A 16,912-nucleotide genomic window follows, 5' to 3' on the forward strand; every position below is an offset into this window, starting at 1 on the left:
AAAACGGAAGGTTCGATAGTCCCTGTATCGGGCCGGAGGCGAAAAACTTTACCGGTCGATGACATGAAGCCGGGCATGATGCCCGGACTTCATGCGACGTTCACGGATTATTTGTCGCTCTTGGCGTTGTTCAGCGCGTTGAGCGTGCCGAGCACGTTGTTCTGCTGCTGACGCAGCTGGGTGACCAGGGTATCCATGTTGTTGTACTTATCCTGCAGACTGATGCGCAGGGCTTCCATGCGCGCGTCCAGGGTGTCCTGCTCGGTCTTGAGTTTGGTCAGACTTTCGGACAGCGTTTTGGAGCGCTCGGCGAGGGTGCCGGTGCTGGCCTTGGCGTACGGCTCAGTGACCTTCTGCAGGCGCGCCAGCATGCCGTCCTTGCCATTGAAGATGCTGGTCAGGTCCGCAGCATTGGTGGCAGCGGCCTTGTCCCACTTCTTGTCATCAAGGCTCAACAGTCCGCCGTCCTGGGACGAGGTGACGCCGAACGCGGCGAGCGACTTCATCGTGCCATTGCCGGACAGCGCATTCATTTCTTCGCGGATCGAAGACACCAAGGCACGCATGGAGGCATCACCAGTGAGCGCAGCCGGCGTCATGGTGCCATCGGCGTTCTTGGTCACCCTGGTTTCGGTATTGATGACTTTCATCAGTGCGTTGTAGGTATCGATGAAACCTTTCAGTCCCGACTTCAGCGCGGTGGTGCTGGTGGTCAGCGACAGCGTGGTCTTGACGAGGAGGTCGCTGTCCTTTTCCTTGGCGGAGACGCCCACCAGCTTGATGTTCAAGCCACTGACCGCATCACTGATATCGTTACTCTTGGACTCCATGGAGATACCATCGAGCGTGTACTTGGCATTCTGGGGCTTATCCACAACGGTGTAGCCAGTATCGATGCCGGAGTTCCCCGACAGGGTGATATCGGACCCCACACCCATCTTGTTGGACGTGATCACCAGCCGTGAACCCGAGGCGTCGGTCAGAACGTTGGCGCTCAGCCCCGCGGTCCCGAACTGGCTGTTGATCGCCTCACGCACCTGCTGCAACGTGGCTCCCGGTGGAATGCTAACGTCATGGGCCTTGCCATTCTGGGTGATGGTCAACTTGGTCGCGGAAGTACCGGCATTGACCACGCTATTGGCCCCACCGGCATATACCTTAGTGGATACCTTGGACGCAGACGCCAGCTGCTCAACCTGCAGGGCAAACGAGCCATTGGCTGCTCCTGCCCCGGCGGTGATGGTCGCGACCTTTTCGTCCGAAGACTTCAGCGCCAGGCCACCGAAGCTGTTGTCGTTGGTCATGCTGGTCAAGGCGCCACGGAATGCATCCAGCGCCGCCTGGATCTTGCCGATAGAGGACAACGTGGTGGTTGCCTTCAGTGTCTGGGTATTGATCTGTGCCTGCTTCGGCGCCTTCTGCGCATCCACCAGGGACTTCACAATCGCCTGGGTATCGATGCCCGATCCGATACCGCTGACTGTTGTACCTGCCATCATTGCTCTCCTTGTTCAGTAGCCGCCAGGTCCTTGACGAATACACTCATCAAATACCCGGCAGCAACAAAAATCATGCCAGCCTACGCTTTGCCGTCGAACAGCAGGCTGCCGGCTTCGCTGAGGCTTTGCGCCAGCTTCAGCGCGGTTTCCGACGGGATCTGGCGGATCACGTCACCGGACTCGGTGGCGATCACCTTGACCACGACCTGGCCGGTGGAATCATCGATGGAGAAATCCAGCTTGCGCTGGCTCGACTGGACGAAATCGCGGATCTCGCCAACCGCCTTCTCCAGGTCCTCGCGCGTGTGCGCCTGGTCATCAGGGGCTGCGATTTCCTGCACCTTGGCAGGGACAATCGGGTCCTTGGCAACCGATACCGCCTGAGGCGCTATCGAGGGATATACCTGGTTCAGCTTGACACTCATGTCCATGCTTGGAACTCCTCATGTCAAAAAGGTGAAAGGGCACGTAAACGCGCCCTTCCACCTTTCACTCAGGCGCCTGAATTACTGGAGCAGTTTCAGGACCGAGGATGGCAGCTGGTTGGCCTGCGACAGGATCGCGGTCGAAGCCTGCTGCAGGGTCTGCTGCTTGGTCAGCTCTGCGGTTTCCGAAGCGAAGTCCACGTCCTGCACGGTGGAGCGGGCAGCGGTGGAGTTCTTCTGGATGTTCTGCAGGTTGTCGACGGTGGTGGTCAGACGGTTCTGGGTAGCACCCAGGCCCGAACGGACGCTGTCGATGGAACCGATAGCCTTGTCGATGACGGCCAGGGCGTTCTGAGCCTTGGTGGCGTCGGTGACGTCGGTGTTGGAAATATTGGTTTTGGTGGACGAAACGGTAGCGGCGGCGAACAGGTCAGAAACACCGGTACCACCGTCGCTCAGCGAGTAACCTTTAGCCGAGTCCAGCGAAACCTGGCCAGTAACCACGGTAGTAGCGCCCACCAGCACAGCAGGAGTGGCGAAGTTACCGGCACCATCTTTGGCGCCGACTTTGATATTCGTCTGGGCGTTAGCATCAGCACCAGAGAATACCAGGTTCTCACCAGTGTCCGACTTCACGCTCAGGCTCTTGTTAGCCTCGTCGTAGTTAACGCTGATGCCCAACTTGGCGGCGTTGGATTTCAGCTGATCTGCCAGGCCTGCCAGGTCGGTCACACCGACGAAGTCAACAGTACCACTGCTGCCAACAGCCAGCTTGAAGTTGGCAGGCGTGGAAGCGCCAACTTCAAGTTTGACTTCAGTGCTGGCGGTAGCGGTCAGGCCACCAATCGCACCATTCAGGCCGCTTGCGATATCCTTGGCCGAAGCAGCGGCGCCGTAAGTGACGTTTTTGGTCTGACCATTACCAGTCACAGTAATGCTGCCGCCTGCCAAACCATCTGCGTCAGGAACGATGGCCTTGGTTTTGAGCTGCTGGGAACCGATGTTGCTGGCAGCAACGTTTTCCAGGCTCAGGTTGATGGTTTCGTTGGCGTTGGCGCCGACCTGAATGGCCTTGGTGCCGTAGGAACCGTCCAGCAGCTTCTGGCCACCGAAGGTGGTGGTAGCGGAGATACGGTTCAGCTCGGCGGTCAGAGCCTGGTATTCGTCGTTGTTCGATTTACGGTCGTCGTTGCTCAGGGAGCCAGTGGCCGAGGACAGGGCCAGGGTACGCATTTTCTGCAGGATGTCGGTCGAAGCCTGCATCGCGCCTTCGGCGGTCTGGGCGATCGAGATACCGTCGTTGGCGTTCTTGACCGCCTGGCCCAGGCCGTTGATCTGGCTGGTCAGACGGTTGGCGATCTGCAGGCCGGCAGCGTCGTCTTTGGCGCTGTTGATGCGCAGGCCGGAGGACAGGCGCTGCATGGAAGTAGTCTGGGCGTTGCTGGCCTTGTTCAGGTTGACCTGAGTAGTAACCGAAGCAATGTTGGTGTTTACAGTTAAAGCCATGACGAAATCCTCGTTGGATGGGTGCTGCGGCTTCCGGCCCTGGCATCCGCCGGGTATGGCCTAGAGAACCTTCGTAATGGTTATCGTCGTTTGCGTGGGTTGCTTGAGGGCATTTTCGAAAAAAAAATGCCATCACCCCGCCACCTCTACGAAATCAGGGGGTTATCGATGCAAGGACTGCCCGCCCCTCCTCCCGGATCTTGAATGCGACAGGTCACCTGTGGGCGCGGGCCTGCCCACGAATTCCGCTCCAGGCACGACAGCGCAGCCCAAAGGGCTGAGCGATCTGCAAATCCCAGGCATAAAAAAACGCCTGGCGGGCTGCGCCAGGCGTTCTTTCGATCAGGCTCGGGGTCAGTCGCGATACAGGATCGCCGAGCCCCACGACAGCCCCACGCCGAAGCCGCTGATGGCCACACGCTTCCAGCTGCTGTCGAACATGTGCTTCTGCAGCAGCAGCGGCACGCTGGAGGAAACCGTGTTGCCGGTCTCGAGCATGTCCTTGACGAACTTCTCCGGGTGCTGCTCCTCGAAGCGGCGGGCCACGGCGTCGACGATGGCCGCACTGCCCTGGTGGATGCAGAACGCGTCGATATCCGACGACTGCAGGCCACTGGCAGCGAGCAGTTCGTGCAGGTGCGCCGGCACCTTGACCAGAGCGAAGTTGAATACCTGGCGACCGTTCATGAAGAACGTGCCGTCGTTGACCTTCAGGTGCTCGGCACCCGAGCCGTCGGTGCCGAAACGCGCCTCGCCCAGCTGCCAGATCGCATCCTCGCCCATCCAGGTGGCGGTGGCGGCGTCACCGAACAGCATGGTGGTGTTGCGGTCTTGCGGATCGACGATCTTCGAATAAGGGTCGGCGGTGATCAGCAGGCCATTCTTCAGCCCCGCCGCCTGCATGAAGCCCTTGATGGCGTACAGACCATAGACATAGCCAGAGCAGCCCAGGGAAACATCGAAGGCCGCCACGCGCGTGGACAGCCCCAGCTTGTTCTGGACGATGGCCGCGGTGTGCGGCAAGCCCTCTTCGTCACCGTTCTGGGTGACCACGATCAATACATCGATCGACTGCGGATCGAGCTCGGGGTTGTTGGCGAACAATGCCCGGGCCGCTTCGACGCACAGGTCGGACGTCTCCTGCTCCTCGGCCTTGCGCGGCAGGAAGGAGGCGCCGATCTTGCCGAACATGAACTCTTCGTCCTTGCCGAACTTCGCACCCTGGACGTAGTTGTCCAGGCCAGCGGTGGGCACGTAACTCGCGATGCTTTTGATGCCAATCATTCTGGCTTCCCAATGAAAACAGCCAAAGACCACCACTCGATGAATTGAGGGCGCCAACTACCGGGTCAAGGCCACTGCGGCCCTGGACAGGCCGACATCAGGCCCGCCACGTATACACCGGTAACAAAATGCTGCAGCAGCTGCCGCATAGAATACAGGGAAGATGCGCGATTTGACCCATTGGTCACACTCATTTATCGCCGAAACCATGGCGGACACGCACAACAGGCATGAAAAAACCCCGGCAGCGCATGGCTGACCGGGGCTTTTTCCAACGCAGGCGATCAGAGCTTGTTGAACAGGCTCAGCTGCGAGATGCGCGAGAAGGCCAGTTGCGAGGCCTCGAGCATGGCCTGCTGCAAGGTCAGCATGATCGAGGCGTCGGCCATGTCGGTGTTGCCGATGGCGTCCTGGGTGATCTTGTTGGCCGTGGTCAGGCTGGTGTTTTCCTGGCGCTGGATGTCGAGCGAGTTACCCCGCGCACCGATCGAACCACGGGTGATGTCCACCTGCTCACGGGCGCTGGCCAGGTTGGCGATGGCCGAGGCGACCGCGTTCTTGATCGCGACATTGTCACCTGCGGTACCTGGCGGCGCATCCAGTGCGGAACGCAGCTGGCTGAGGGTCTCCAGCACGCTCTGGTTCTGGTGGTTGTTGGCGTTGACCGCGAACTGGTCACTCGCCTGCGGCGCACCGGACACCTGATAGGTCACGCCAGCCACCGTCAGCGACGGCGCGGTGTAGGTGCCGCTGGCCACAGGCTTGCTGTCCGCGGTCAAGGGCTGGGCATAGAACTCGTAGGTATTGGCACCGGTGAACTTGATCACCGCGCCATTGCTCGGGAAGGTACTGCGGTAGGCGGCCTCGTTGGTGACGGCACCGCTGGTGACCTGCGCACTGGATGGGTTGCCCGCGCCACGCACGGTGCTCAGCGAGTCGGGGCGAGCCTGCACGCTGAACTCGCGACCCGCCAGGACGGCGTTCGCGTCCTCACCCTCTTTCAACGAGACCGTGACCTCGAACTCGACGCCGCGCAGCGCGATGCGATTGCCACCCTCGGTCTTGCTGTCGAAGGTGCCGTTGGTTGGCGTCTCGGCGGTGATGTCGTTGCCCAGGGCGTCGGTCACCTTGTACTGGGTAGCACTGGTGAAGGTGATCTTGTACGGCTGACCGGCGGTGAAGCTGCTGTTGTAGGTGTTGCTCGAAGTCAGAAGACCCGGCGACAGCGCGACCTTGCCATCGTCGACCGCCGGCGTCACCAGGCTGGACTCGGTCCGGCTCTTGTTCTTGGCCGAATCGAAGATGCTGAAGCCGGTGTCGTTGGTTGCCAGGTGCAGGGTGTCGGACACCTGCAGGCTCAGCTGGGTCTGGTCACCGTGGTAGCTGTAGGTGCCATCAGCATTGCGCACGTAGGGCGGCGACGAGGTCTTGGTGCCACCGAACATGTAGTCGCCATTGGCGTCGCGCGAGTTGAGCAGGCCAAAGATGTTGGCCTCGATCTCCTTGAGCTCGGCACTGATGGAGGTGCGGTCCGCATCGGTGACCCCGGCGCTGCCGGCGCGAATCGCCAGGTCGCTGGCGCGCTGCATGGCGTCGTTGATGGTCGACAACACGCTCTCTTCCTGCAGCAGCGAGTTGTTCACCGTGGTCATGTTGCCGTCGTACTGCTTGAGCAACGCTTGCTGCTGCTGCAGCAGCAGCAGGCGAGCGGCACCGACAGGATCGTCAGCGGCGGTCTGGATGCGCACGCCGCTGTCGATCTGCGTCTTGGTTTTCATCAGGTCGGCGAAATTCTTGGTGTAGCTACTGGCGCTCGACTCATAGAACTGAGCGGTGGAAATACGCACGATGGCTACTCCTTAAAGGGCGTTGATCAGGATGCTGAAGGTTTCTTGCGCCGCCTTGATGATCTGCGACGACGCGGTGTAGTAGTGCTGGAACTTGATCAGGTTGGCCGCCTCATCGTCCAGGTTGACACCGGAAACCCCGTTGCGGCTTTCCTTGGCCGAATCGAGCACGGCCTTGGTCGCCACCGTATCGATCTTGGCCTGGTTGGCCTTGGCGCCGACGCGCTCGACCAGCGAGGCATAGGCTGAGGTGAAACTGGAGCCGCCGCCGGAATTCACCCCGACCGTGGACTTGGTCTGCAGCCCCAGCAGCGCCTGGGCGTTGCGGTTGTCCGACTTGCCATCGGCGTTGAAGCCGAAGGTGAAACTGTCATTGGTCGCCGGGCTGCCGCCGACGGTGGTCTCGATACTGAAGGTACGCGGGTTGCCGCTGCCATCGAGGATCGGCGCGCCGGCGGCATTGCGCATCGGCACGTTGATCGACAGTTTGTTGTCCTGGCCGGGCACGATGGTGCCGGTGCCGATGGAAACTCCCTTGGCGTCGTACAGGGTATAGCCCTGGGTACCACCGCTGGCGGCCTGGAACACCACACGCACCGGCATCGAGTGCTTCATCGAGTCCTGGATCAGCGCGGTATCGGCGCCGCCATAGATATCCAGCTTGGCGCCAAGGTTCGGCGGGGTGATGGTGCCGGTGCCGGTGTTGCCGCTACCCACGGTGCCGCTGATCGGCCCGGCGAAGGCCAGCTTGTTGGCATCGGTGAGCACGGTATTGATGGAGCCTGCCGCCGCACGGGTCGGGCTCACCTTGAAGCTGTCGCCCGCCGCCAGGCCACCGCCATTGAGCTTGAGCGTGAAGCCATCGATCACCGGAGGGGGCGTGGTGGTCAGGTCGAAGCTGCCCATGTCGGTGCCATCGGAACGGCGCACGCTGTACTGGTTGGGGCCGGTGAACTTGACTTCGTAGTCGTAGGTGGTGAGCGCGCCGCTGTTGGCGATGGTCACGTCCAGGTTGCCGGAGCCCGCGCTGTTGCCCGAGGCCGCCAGGCTGCGCTGGCTGATCGCCATGGCGCTGTTGATGCTGGAGAACAGCGCGCTGCCGAACTGACCGTTGGCGTCCAGCCCCTGCCCCAGCTGGCTGTTGATGCTGTCGGCGACCACCAGGGCGACACGCCCCAGCTCGTTCATCGACGGGTTGAGCACGTCGTTGCGGTAGCGCAACAGGCCGCCGATCTGCCCGCCGGTGACCACGGAAGTGACATCCGAGGAGAAGGTCGGGTAGTTGATCTGCAGGCTGTACTGGCTCTTGTCGGTGGCACTCGGTACCGCGCTCAGGGTGTTGGCGCGGTTGCCGGTGACCAGCGACTGGCCATTGCCCAGGTACACGTCGTAGTTGCCGTCGCGCTCCTGCACGGTGACACCGACCAGCTCGTTGAGCTGGCGCACCGCTTCGCTGCGCGCATCCAGCAGGTTGTTCGGCGAGGCGCCGGACGCCGACAGCTGGGTGATCTGCTTGTTGAGGTCGGCGATGCTGGAGGTCAGCTTGTTGACCTGGCCCGACAGGGTATCGAGCTGGCTGTTGATGCTGTCGTTCTGCTTGCTCATCTGGGCGGAGATGGCATTGAAACGGTTGCTCAGGGTCTGCGCCTGGGTCAGCAGCAGCTGCCGCGACGCCACGTCGCTGGGCTTGGCCGAAGCGGTCTGCAAGGCCGAGAAGAACGCGGTCAGCACCGAGCTGATGCCGGTGTCGCTTTCGGCCAGCAGCTTGTCGATACCGGTGATCTGATCCTGGAACGCCGCCGCATCGGTATTCAGCGAGGTGGCGGTCTGCAGTTGGTTATCCAGGTAGGCGTTGTAGATGCGCCGTACATCCGACAACGTGGTGCCCGTCCCGACGAAGCCGGCGCCGATCTGGTGCGACGGCCCCGTGGTCTGGATGGTCTGCTGCCGCGAATAGCCGGAGACCGCCGCATTGGCGATGTTGTTACCGGTGACGGACAACGCCGTCTGGCTGGCATTCAGGCCGGACAGCCCGATCGAGATCAGGTTAGACATGCTTCAATCCTTATAGATTCGTGGTAGTGCCAGCCATGGCGTATTCCTGGGCGGGCTGCAGCTGTCGGGCAATGCTGATGATCTTGCGGGCATAGTCCGGGTCAGTGGCGTAACCCGCCTTCTGCAGCTCTCGTGCAAATTGTTCCGGGTTATCGGCGGCACCGACCGCATCTTTATAGCGGCTGTTGTTCTGCAACAGGCTCACCAGGTCGTGGAAGCTGTCCTGGTACGAATCGTACGAACGGAACGCCGCCGTTTCCTTGACGAACTGGCCACCGCGGAACTCGCTGGTGATCGCCCGCGCCTCGCCCCCCTGCCAGTTGCCGGTGGCCTTGATGCCGAACAGGTTATGGCTGCTGCTGCCATCGGCATTGCGCATGACCGACTTGCCCCAGCCGGTTTCCAGCGCGGCCTGGGCGACCAGATAGCGCGGATCGATGCCGATGCGCCTGGCTGCTTGCTCGGCCATCGGCAGCATGGTGGCGACGAAGGCGTCGCTGTCGCTGAACGCCTTGTTCGGCGCCAACGGTGGCTGGGCCACGGCCCGGCCAAGAATGCGCATGCCCTCGCGCGGCGCGGCGAAGGTCTGGGCTGGCTGCCAGTCACCCCGGGCCACGCCGGCGAGCGAGGGGGCGTTGCGATTGGCCGCAGTGCCCTCGCTGCCGGCGGCGGCCGCGGTGGACGGCACGATGCCGGCCAGCAGGCGATCGGTCAGCTTGCCTGGCAAGGCCAGGCGCCGGGCATTCAGCGCCGCGACGTCATTGCGCCCGGCGGCGGGCTGCTCAGTGCGCACCGGGTCGGCGACCCGGCTACCCCAAAGCGCCGGGGCCGCCCCGTCAATACGCGGGAACGGACTGCTATTGATGCTGCTCTTGTTCTTGCTCAGCTGACGCACCAGCACATCCTGCAGGCCGATGCCGCCGCCCTGGCGAGACATGCTCACCGCCAGTTGCTGGTCGTACATGTCACGGTACTGCTTGACCGTGTCGCTGTTCATCGGGCTGTCTTCATCGGCCATCACATCAGTGGCCTTGCGCGACGCCTTGAGCATCTCGCTGACGAACAACGACTCGAACTCCTGGGCCACCTTGCGGATGTTGCCCTCACTGTCGCGATCGCCATGCTTGAGCGAACTCAGGCGATTGAGGTCGGTGTAGGAGCCGCTGTCGGCAATACCGGAAACCAGGCTTTTCGGATTCATCCGCAGCGTCCTCAGATCACGATCAGGTCGGCCTGCAACGCGCCGGCCTGCTTCAGGGCTTCGAGGATCGCCATCAGGTCGCCCGGCGCCGCGCCGACCTGGTTCACCGCACGCACGATCTCATCCAGCGTGGTGCCCGGGCCGAACTTGAACATCGGCTTGGCCTCCTGCTCGGCATTGACCCGCGAACGCGGCACCACGGCGGTCTGGCCATTGGAGAACGGCCCCGGCTGGCTGACGATCGGGTCTTCGGTGATGGTCACGGTCAAGCTGCCGTGGGTGACCGCCGCCGGCGAGACCTTGACGTTCTGGCCAATGACGATGGTGCCGGTGCGCGAGTTGATGATGACCTTGGCCACGGCCTGCCCCGGATCGATCTCGAGGTTTTCCAGAATCGACAGGTAGTCCACGCGCTGGCTCGGGTCCATCGGCGCGGTGACCCGCACCGAGCCACCGTCGAGGGCCTGGGCCACGCCCGGGCCGAGCAGCTCGTTGACCTTGTCGACGATGCGCTTGGCGGTGGTGAAGTCCGGACGGTTGAGATTGAGGGTCAGGCTGTTGCCCTGGTTGAAGCCGCTCGGCACCGCGCGCTCCACCGTCGCGCCGCCAGGAATGCGGCCGGCCGACGGGACGTTGACGGTGATCTTCGAGCCGTCACGGCCTTCGGCGTCGAAACCGCCGACCACCAGGTTGCCCTGGGCGATGGCGTAGACGTTGCCGTCGATACCCTTGAGCGGGGTCATCAGCAGGCTGCCGCCGCGCAGACTCTTGGAGTTGCCGATCGACGACACGGTGATGTCGACCACCTGGCCAGGCTTGGCGAACGCCGGCAGGTCGGCATGCACCGACACCGCGGCGACGTTCTTCAGCTGCACGTTGCCGGAGCCGGGCGGCACCTTGATGCCGAACTGCGACAGCATGTTGTTGAAGGTCTGCAGGGTGAACGGGGTCTGGGTGGTCTGGTCACCCGTACCGTTGAGCCCCACCACCAGGCCGTAACCGATCAGCTGGTTGGTGCGCACGCCGGAAATGCTGGCGATGTCCTTCAGGCGCTCGGCATGAGCACCGAACGCGCAGCTCAGGAGAAGTGTCGCGGCAATCAACCGCCTAGCGTTGAACATGGTCATCCGTACTCAGAAGGGCCAGAGCGGGCTGATGAAGAAGCGGTCCAGCCAACCGGGCTGGCTGGCATCGGCGAACGAGCCGGTGCCCGAATAGGTGATGCGCGCGTCGGCCACGCGGGTGGACGGCACGGTGTTGTCGGTGGCGATGTCGTCGGCGCGCACCAGCCCTGCGATGCGCACCAGCTCTTCGCCGGTATTCAGGGTCATCCACTTCTCGCCGCGCACGGCGATGATGCCGTTGGGCAGCACTTCGGCCACGGTGACGGTGATCGAGCCGGTCAGGGTGTTGCCCTGGGTGGCCTTGCTGTCGCCCTTGGTGCTGCGATCGCCGCTGTAGCCGGCCTCGAGCGAGAGGTCGCCGCTGCCCAGCGGATTGTTGGTGTTCGGCACGGTGCCGAACAGCGAGGTCAGGCCGATGTCCGCCTTGCTGTTCTTCTGGATCTGCGATCCGGCGTTCTTGCTCGCCGAGGTACGCTCGTTGAGTGTGATGGTGATGATGTCACCGACCCGGAACGCCTTGCGGTCGGTGTACAGCCCCTGCTCGAAACCGGCCTGGTAGATCGAGCCGTTGTTGGCCGCCGCCGGCAGCGGGGTGCGCGGCAGGACCGGCGCATAGTACGGGTCGTTGGGCTTGGGCGTCGGCGCGACGCAACCGGCCAGCGACACCGCCCCCCCCAGGGCGAAAACGGACAACAGACGCTTCATGACGCTTACCTCACGGTGAAACAGGCGCTGCAACAGCGAGCGATGGGTCAGCGGCCCGCGCTCGGCGGGCCGCCAGGGATTACAACTGCTGGGTGACGAACGACAGCATCTTGTCGGCGGCGGAAATGACCTTGGAGTTCATCTCGTAGGCACGCTGGGTGGTGATCATGTTCACCAGCTCTTCGACGGTGCTGACGTTGGACGCTTCCAGGGTCTGCTGCTCGGTGGTGCCGAAGCCGTTCAGGCCCGGAGTGCCGACCTGCGGCGCGCCGCTGGCGGCGGTCTCGAGGAACAGGTTGCCGCCGATGGCCTGCAAGCCGGCCGGGTTGATGAAGTCGGCGGTCTGGATGTTGCCGATGATCTGCGCGGCGGGGTTGCCGGCGGTGGTGATCGACACGGTGCCGTCCTTGCCGACGGTGAAGGTCTGGGCATCCGGCGGCACGACGATGGCCGGTTCCAGGGAAAAGCCGTTGGCGGTGACGATCTGGCCGTCCGAGTTCAGGTGGAAGGTACCGTCACGGGTGTACGACACGGTGCCATCGGGCTGCAGGATCTGGAAGAAACCACGACCGTTTACCGCCATGTCCAGCGGGTTTTCGGTGGTCTGCAGACTGCCGGCGATGAAGCTCTTCTGGGTGCCGACAATGCGCACGCCGGTACCGACCTGCAGGCCCGAAGGCAGCTCGCTGTCCTGGGTCGACTGCGCGCCGGGCTGACGCTTGATCTGGTACAAGAGGTCCTGGAACTCGGCGCGATCACGCTTGAAGCCGGTGGTCGAGACGTTGGCCAGGTTGTTGGAGATGACCGCGAGGTTGGTGTCCTGGGCGGACAGGCCGGTTTTAGCGACCCAAAGAGCCGGAAGCATTTAGTGTTCTCCTCGTGCGCCTGTTTTACGGCACCCGTTCAAATGTGATTAGCCGATTTGCAAAACCCGAGCCATGGCTTCGTCGCCTTCCTTGGCCGCGTTCATCATCTTGACGTGCAGTTCGAACTGACGGGACAGCGCCAGCACCGAGGTCATTTCCTCGACGGCGTTGACGTTGCTCGACTCAAGGAAACCCGAGACCACCCGCACGTTGACGTCGGCGTCGGCAGGCTGGCCGCTGGTGGTGTGGATCATGCCGTCCGGGCCCTTGGTCAGCCCCTTGATGTCCGGATTGACCAGTTTGATCCGGTCGACCTCGGCCATCACCCGTGGATCCTCGCCCATGGCGCGGATGCTGATGGTGCCGTCGTCGCCGACCTCGACCTTCTGCTCCGGCGGAATGGCGATGGGGCCGCCATTGCCGATCACCGGCATGCCGTTGCCGGCGCGCAGCACGCCCAGGGCGTCGATGTTCAGGCTGCCGGTGCGCACATAGGCTTCGCTGCCATCGGGCGCCTGCACGGCGATGAAGCCCTTGCCGCTCACAGCCACATCCAGTTCGCGACCGGTCTCGACCAGGGCGCCTTCACTGAAGTCGGTGGCCGGACGCTCGGTCATGGCGAAGGCACGCGCCGGAAAGCTGTCGCCGAACACCGGCATCGAACGCGCCTGCTCCAGATCACGCCGGAAGCCGTTGGTGGAAACGTTCGCCAGGTTGTTGGCATGGGCCTTCTGCGCCAGCGCGTTCTGACTGGCGCCGGTCATGGCCACATAAAGCATCTTGTCCACAGCATCTCCTCTGCGCGCACCTTGCCGCGCGCTAATTGACAAGGGCAAAGCAATTATCGAACCAAACTGACAAAACCCCTTTAATCCGGGACCTCCAGGGGTGCACGCAGGCGTGGAGCGTCAGTTTGTCGGCGAATGTTTGCCGCCGGCGGCAACACCCCGTCAGTTGGCCCGACAGGCACCATTGCTGTAGGGCCCGGAATGACGCTTCCAGCCCTCCCCCGGATCGGTGGCCGAGCACATGTAGCGCCCGGTCGCCAGGCTTTGCCACTGGTACCAGGGCGCTGGCGCGGCACGCAGCGAGAGCGCGACCAGCAGCGCCCCCGTCACGACCACGATCATCGGCATCTTCTTCATGACATCCTCCGGCAGGCCAGACGTGAAAAAGCCCCTGCAAGCAGGGGCTTCGCCTGGCCATGGTCATCAGGTCATCTGGATGATGGTCTGCATGATGGTGCTTTCGGTGGAGATGGTCTTGGCGTTGGCCTGGTAGTTGCTCTGCGCCTTGATCAGGTTGACCAGCTCACCGGTCAGGTCGACGTTGGAGTCTTCCAGGGAGCTGCCGGCGATGCGCCCCAGCGTGCCGGTGTCCGGCTCGCCGATGATCGGCACGCCAGAGGCATACGATTCCTTCCAGGCGGTGGCGCCGACCGGGGTCAATCCCTGCAGGTTGGCGAAGTTGGCGACCACCACCTGACCGATCACCTTGTTCTGGCCATTGGTGAAGTTGGCGAACATGTTGCCGCTCTGGTCGACGGTCAGGCCGGCGAGCTCACCGGTGGCATAGCCGTCCTGGTCCTTGGCGGTGGTGGCCGAGGCTGCGTTGTACTGGGTGGTGGCCAGCATGTCCAGGGTCACGCCCCCGGCCCGCGCGGTGGCGCCATTGCCCACCCAGGTACCTGCGGCGTTCTTCTCGGCCGGGACCCAGTTGGCCAGCTGGAAGGTCTTGTCGGCGCCGATGGTCAGGCCACCGGTGACCGGGCCGGCAGTCATGGCCGCGGTATTGAGCTGCCCCCCGGAGGTGAACGGCAGCTTGTTCACCAACGGCGTGGCCAGGGTCGGATCGGCCGGGTTGCGACCATCGATGGTGGTGTACATGGTCCAGGAGTTGGTGCCGGTATCCTTGACGAAGTACTGGTTCATCTGGTGTTCGTTACCCTGGCTGTCGTAGACCGGAGTATTGAAGGTGTAGTTGTAGCTGTTGACGTTGGTCGGATCGAACGGCGTCACCTTCGGCTGATCGGCACTGGAGTTCAGGTTGACGGTTTCGGAAATGCGACCGGTCGGCTTCGGCGCCAGGTTCGAGGTATCGATCTTCAGGTTGGTCAGCACGCCCGGGATGACCTTGCCGCTCTCGTCCACCGCGTAACCCTGCAGGTTGGCGCCGTTGGCGTTGACGACATAGCCTTCCTTGTCGCTGTAGAAGGCGCCGGAGCGGGTGTAGATGCGCGAGCCATTGTCGTTCAGGGCAAAGAAGCCGTTACCATCGATGGCCATGTCCAGCGCCTGGCCCGTGCCATTGATGTTGCCCGGGTTGAACATCTGCGAGACCGCCATGGTCTTCACGCCGCTGCCCACCTGGGTCTTGCCGCCGGCGGTGCCGCGGATGGACTGGGAGTACTGGTCGCCGAACTCCGCGCGCGACGCCTTGAAGCCGGTGGTCGCGACGTTGGCAATGTTGTTGCCGGTCACGTTAAGGGACTTGTTCGCCGCATAGAGACCGCTAAGGCCGATATTGAAAGACATGTACTCGCTCCTTGTGCCGATTCTGCGGCGTTAAATTCCGATGGTGGTGACTTTGGAGATGCCGACTTTGCCGATGCCGGCCAGGTCGAGCATCATCTCGCTGCCGTTCTGGAAGCTGACACTGTTGACCTTGGCCGGCAGCAACGTGGCCAGCGTCTTGGCCTTGCCATCGACCTTGGTCTCGGCGGTGAAGGTGTAGTTGCCCGGATCGACCTTCTCGCCCTTGTCGTTGGTGCCATCCCAGATGAAATCGGCGGTACCGGCCTTCTGCGCCGGCAGCTCGATGGTCTTGACCACCTTGCCGTCCTTGTCCTTGATGGTGACCTTGCCTTCGGTGATGTTCTGCGGCACCACCACTTGGCCGGTGAAACTCTTGGTGGTGTCGACCACGGCCTTGTCGCTCTGCACGATCACCGAACGACCGACCAGGGACGTCGCCTGCAGCGCCTGGGACGAACCGATACCGGTGAGGATGCCGTCGACCGATTCCTTCAGCGACTGGATGCCCTCCAGGCTGCTGAACTGCGCCAGCTGCGCGACGAACTCGCCGTTGTCCTGGGGATCGAGCGGGTTCTGGTTCTTCATCTGCGTCACCAGCAACTGCAGGAACGCATCCTTGCCCAGCGCGCTACCGGCCTGGCCGGTGCTGCTGTCGTTCTTGCTGGTCGGCTTCTGCAGCGACGTCAGGTAAGAGCTGCCGACCTCGGTGTTGGTATTGGTGGTAGTCATGGCGGCTCCGTGCTTACTGACCCAGGGTCAGCACCTTCTGCATCATGTTCTTGGCGGTGTTCATCAGCTCGGCGTTGGTCTGGAACGCTCGGCTGGCGGAGATCATGTCGGCCATCTCCTCGACCACGTTGACGTTCGGGTAGTAGACGTAGCCATCCTTGTTCGCCGCCGGGTGGTTGGGTTCGTAGCGTGCCTCGAGGTTGCTCTGGTCCTCGATGATGCCCTTGACCTGCACACCCTGCCCTGCTTCGCCCTGATCCTCGAACAACGACTGGCCGGCGCCGGCCTGGGCCTGCTGGAAGGTGGTGGCGAACACGGGGTGGCGGGCACGGTAGGTCTGGTCGATGCTCGACGAGACCGTCTCGGCGTTGGCAATGTTCGAGGCGACGGTGTTCAGGCGCGTGTTCTGCGCGCTCATGCCGCTACCGGCGATATTGAAGACACTGGCAAGGGACATGGTCACTCTCCGCGCAGGGCCGATACCAGCCCTTTGAATTTACTGTTGAGCAAGGTGAAGCTGGCCTGGAAGCCAACGGCGTTTTCCGTGTAGTTCGATTGCTCGATCTGCGCATCGACGGTGTTCTGGTCGATGGACGGCTGCATGGGCGTGCGGTACTGCAGCGTGTCGTCGGCCATCGCCAGGCCCTGGGCCTCGATATGGCGGTTATTGGTCCGCTCCAGGGCGATGCGCCCGTTCTGCTGCTTGTCGGCCTCGGCGGCGAGCACCGACGAGAAATCCATGTCGCGCGCCTTGTAGTTGGGCGTGTCGGCATTGGCGATGTTGTTGGCCAGCACCTCGGCGCGCTGGGCGCGGAAGCCCAGTGCCTTTTCGTGGATGCCAAGCGCCTTGTCGAAGCTGATGCTCATGTCGGGGAAACCTTCGAAGGTCGACCGGAATGTCGTTGGCGAAGGTATAGCAAGGGCTGTGCCAAGCCACGTAAAGCCTTTGAATACTGGGTCTGAGGACGGGATACCCGCAAAGCGATGCCAGAAAAGCGGCAAACAGCTTCCGCTCGACGCAGGGAAAGCGGCAATTAACGGGCGGCAAAAGCGGCAAAACAAAAAATTGACGTCACCATCCCATCAAGAACTGCGCCATCTTTTTCGCCAGCAAGCCCACCCCCACGGGCACTGCAA

General features: G+C 62.6%; 16 protein-coding genes. All 16 read right to left on the reverse strand.

The genetic code is table 11. The features are described 5' to 3' along the window. Positions 1–107: 107 nt before the first annotated feature. Positions 108–1,496 (reverse strand): flagellar filament capping protein FliD, encoded by a 1,389-nt coding sequence (gene fliD, locus N7422_RS00800; RefSeq protein ID WP_279804650.1) that lies wholly within the window; start codon positions 1,494–1,496, stop codon positions 108–110. Between the two features lie 83 nt (positions 1,497–1,579). Then, the gene (locus tag N7422_RS00805) at positions 1,580–1,930 is read right to left on the reverse strand and encodes a flagellar protein FlaG (protein WP_279804651.1); all 351 of its coding nucleotides are present in this window, start codon (positions 1,928–1,930) and stop codon (positions 1,580–1,582) included. Between the two features lie 75 nt (positions 1,931–2,005). Further along, the gene (locus tag N7422_RS00810; protein WP_279804652.1) at positions 2,006–3,430 is read right to left on the reverse strand and encodes a flagellin; all 1,425 of its coding nucleotides are present in this window, start codon (positions 3,428–3,430) and stop codon (positions 2,006–2,008) included. A gap of 354 nt (positions 3,431–3,784) precedes the next feature. Continuing rightward, positions 3,785–4,714, reverse strand: coding sequence for a ketoacyl-ACP synthase III (locus tag N7422_RS00815; RefSeq protein WP_279804653.1), 930 nt, complete (start codon positions 4,712–4,714; stop codon positions 3,785–3,787). A gap of 284 nt (positions 4,715–4,998) precedes the next feature. Further along, the gene (locus N7422_RS00820; RefSeq protein ID WP_279804654.1) at positions 4,999–6,561 is read right to left on the reverse strand and encodes a flagellar hook-associated protein 3; all 1,563 of its coding nucleotides are present in this window, start codon (positions 6,559–6,561) and stop codon (positions 4,999–5,001) included. A 12-nt stretch (positions 6,562–6,573) separates the two neighbouring features. Next, the gene (gene flgK, locus N7422_RS00825; RefSeq protein WP_279804655.1) at positions 6,574–8,616 is read right to left on the reverse strand and encodes a flagellar hook-associated protein FlgK; all 2,043 of its coding nucleotides are present in this window, start codon (positions 8,614–8,616) and stop codon (positions 6,574–6,576) included. A 10-nt stretch (positions 8,617–8,626) separates the two neighbouring features. After that, positions 8,627–9,817 carry a flagellar assembly peptidoglycan hydrolase FlgJ gene (flgJ, locus tag N7422_RS00830; protein WP_279804656.1) on the reverse strand — a complete coding sequence of 397 codons (1,191 nt, stop codon included), beginning with the start codon at positions 9,815–9,817 and terminating at the stop codon, positions 8,627–8,629. Positions 9,818–9,828: 11 nt separating this feature from the next. Next, entirely contained in the window at positions 9,829–10,944 is a 1,116-nt protein-coding gene (locus N7422_RS00835) for a flagellar basal body P-ring protein FlgI (RefSeq protein ID WP_279804657.1), read from the reverse strand. A gap of 6 nt (positions 10,945–10,950) precedes the next feature. Further along, positions 10,951–11,646, reverse strand: coding sequence for a flagellar basal body L-ring protein FlgH (flgH, locus tag N7422_RS00840; RefSeq protein ID WP_279804659.1), 696 nt, complete (start codon positions 11,644–11,646; stop codon positions 10,951–10,953). A gap of 79 nt (positions 11,647–11,725) precedes the next feature. Further along, the gene (gene flgG, locus N7422_RS00845) at positions 11,726–12,511 is read right to left on the reverse strand and encodes a flagellar basal-body rod protein FlgG (RefSeq protein ID WP_279804660.1); all 786 of its coding nucleotides are present in this window, start codon (positions 12,509–12,511) and stop codon (positions 11,726–11,728) included. Positions 12,512–12,559: 48 nt separating this feature from the next. After that, positions 12,560–13,300, reverse strand: coding sequence for a flagellar basal-body rod protein FlgF (gene flgF, locus N7422_RS00850; protein WP_279804661.1), 741 nt, complete (start codon positions 13,298–13,300; stop codon positions 12,560–12,562). A gap of 162 nt (positions 13,301–13,462) precedes the next feature. Further along, positions 13,463–13,657 carry a hypothetical protein gene (locus N7422_RS00855; RefSeq protein ID WP_279804662.1) on the reverse strand — a complete coding sequence of 65 codons (195 nt, stop codon included), beginning with the start codon at positions 13,655–13,657 and terminating at the stop codon, positions 13,463–13,465. A 66-nt stretch (positions 13,658–13,723) separates the two neighbouring features. Further along, positions 13,724–15,046, reverse strand: coding sequence for a flagellar hook protein FlgE (gene flgE, locus N7422_RS00860; protein ID WP_279804663.1), 1,323 nt, complete (start codon positions 15,044–15,046; stop codon positions 13,724–13,726). Between the two features lie 30 nt (positions 15,047–15,076). Beyond that, positions 15,077–15,775, reverse strand: a complete 699-nt coding sequence (gene flgD, locus N7422_RS00865; RefSeq protein WP_279804664.1) for a flagellar hook assembly protein FlgD — start codon at positions 15,773–15,775, stop codon at positions 15,077–15,079. A gap of 13 nt (positions 15,776–15,788) precedes the next feature. Continuing rightward, entirely contained in the window at positions 15,789–16,232 is a 444-nt protein-coding gene (gene flgC, locus N7422_RS00870; RefSeq protein ID WP_104445064.1) for a flagellar basal body rod protein FlgC, read from the reverse strand. A gap of 2 nt (positions 16,233–16,234) precedes the next feature. Continuing rightward, on the reverse strand, positions 16,235–16,642 hold the full coding sequence (gene flgB, locus N7422_RS00875) for a flagellar basal body rod protein FlgB (protein WP_279804665.1): 408 nt from the start codon (positions 16,640–16,642) through the stop codon (positions 16,235–16,237). Between the last annotated feature and the right edge of the window lie 270 nt (positions 16,643–16,912).

The sequence above is a fragment of the Pseudomonas sp. GD04091 genome, from assembly GCF_029836165.1.
Taxonomy (GTDB): domain Bacteria; phylum Pseudomonadota; class Gammaproteobacteria; order Pseudomonadales; family Pseudomonadaceae; genus Aquipseudomonas.